The sequence below is a fragment of the Moorena bouillonii PNG genome (assembly GCF_001942495.1).
Classification (GTDB): Bacteria; Cyanobacteriota; Cyanobacteriia; order Cyanobacteriales; family Coleofasciculaceae; genus Moorena; species Moorena bouillonii.
Window position 1 is genome coordinate 2666365 of the sequence record NZ_MKZS01000001.1, and the last position, 1557, is coordinate 2667921.

General features: G+C 38.2%; 2 protein-coding genes and 1 pseudogene. 1 reads left to right on the top strand and 2 read right to left on the bottom strand.

Features of this window, described 5'->3' with window-relative positions; all coding sequences use genetic code 11:
* Window positions 1-183: 183 nt before the first annotated feature.
* Window positions 184-594 (top strand): annotated as a pseudogene (locus BJP37_RS10915) (alkaline phosphatase family protein); the annotation flags it as partial.
* Window positions 595-710: 116 nt separating this feature from the next.
* Here the strand turns inward: BJP37_RS10915 and BJP37_RS10920 are convergent.
* Together BJP37_RS10920 and BJP37_RS10925 are read right to left on the bottom strand one after the other, a co-directional pair.
* A complete protein-coding gene (locus BJP37_RS10920) occupies window positions 711-920 on the bottom strand; it encodes a hypothetical protein (RefSeq protein WP_070392463.1) in 210 nt (69 codons plus the stop codon).
* 10 nt (window positions 921-930) lie between these two features.
* Window positions 931-1392: a PIN domain-containing protein gene (locus BJP37_RS10925; protein WP_075898772.1), complete on the bottom strand. Its 462-nt coding sequence runs from the start codon at window positions 1390-1392 to the stop codon at window positions 931-933.
* Window positions 1393-1557: the final 165 nt, after the last annotated feature.

Sequence of the window (1557 nt, forward strand, 5' to 3'; positions counted from 1 at the left end):
ATCGTTACACTCTTGACGTATCAATCGTTTCAATCGCTATCGTCGCCCCCCCAGGAAGATATTAATTCAATTGTTGATTTTGAATTGACCGCACCAGAACCCACTGATGATCAACTGGCTCAAGATAATATTATTGCGCAAACTGTAGCCGATTTCATCTTAAAATAAGGGCCAGCTTATACCTTCGTTCATCTCGATAACGTTGATGTTGTGGCTCACAATTTTGGTTTTTCTACCGAATATTTAGAAGCAATTACTATGGCTGATGGTCATGTGGGTACAATTCTTGATGCGGTAGAAGAAAGAGAAGCAGCATATCCCGATGAAGATTGGTTAGTGATTGTAACTACAGATCATGGTCGCGAACCATCAGAAGGCTTTGATCACGGTGGACAAACTGACTCGGAAAGAAGGACTTTTATTGCATCTAATAAAGAACTAGATGATTCTTCCGTTGCACCTGCAACTGATGTTGTACCCACTGTTCTTGATCATTTGGATATTGAAGGCGGTGAATTTGATGGAACATCTCTTCTTGAGTCTCAACCCGAGGGAGCATGTCACTTATGCAGAACATTTGTACTCAAGCTATAGCCCCGTAATGTGTTTTAGCTTGCTGTGATAGTATATAGTTCATCTGTTATACAATTTTGACCTGCTCCCCTTTCGTACCAACAGTTTTTGGGGCGCGTTCGCTGGCTGCAACAGAATCATTGATTTTCAAGGTCTTTTTTGGCTCTAATTTCTTGAATGTCTTGCCAAAAATCAGATCTTGTCACATTTTTTAGAGACTGTTGACGTTCTTGAGTATAATCACCAAAACCCCATCCTACATCTTGTAAAAAACGAATTGCATCAACTTGCCCTAATTCCTTAACTAAGGCATAATACCCTTTTTGTCTTAATTCAATTGGTGTCATTGTTGTTATTTTATTTTAATACAAAAGTGTTCATTAACCAAGTGACAGGATTATCTAATTTTACTTTTAAGAGATGGCTATACTTAATTGCTTTCTTGAGCAATCTATCATCCGTTGTCAATAAGACATCTACCTTAGCCGTTTCAGCGCAAGCAATATGAAAAGAATCATACAAACCAAAGCCTAACTTTTCTATTTCTTGAGAACGTTTATCTATTTCCTCGGTTAAAATTCTTTTATTTTCAGCAACCTGTAATAATTTTCTAATCCTGTCTAGTTTGTCAAGATTAACCATTCGGTTTAATTCTGCTTCTATAGCTTCACTACTTACCAGCTTCCATTCTTCTGAAGAAAACCGCTTAAAAATATCTAGAATTGTTTGTCCTTCTAATCGAATTCTATCTTGTCGCCAATCATCAAAAGGACGATTTAAGCAACAAACATCAAGATAAATTAAGTAAGATTCAGCCATTACTACCCCTTGGTTTAATCATACCTCGAAGGGAATTGCAATCAATAGCTTAAGTTTAGCATTCGATCCCCATTTCATCGATGTCGAGTCATTCCCTTCAAAGTTGAAAGAAGCGATGCTCCTTTGGAGCCGCTGCGCGATTGGCCGTAGGCCACGCTAAAAGCG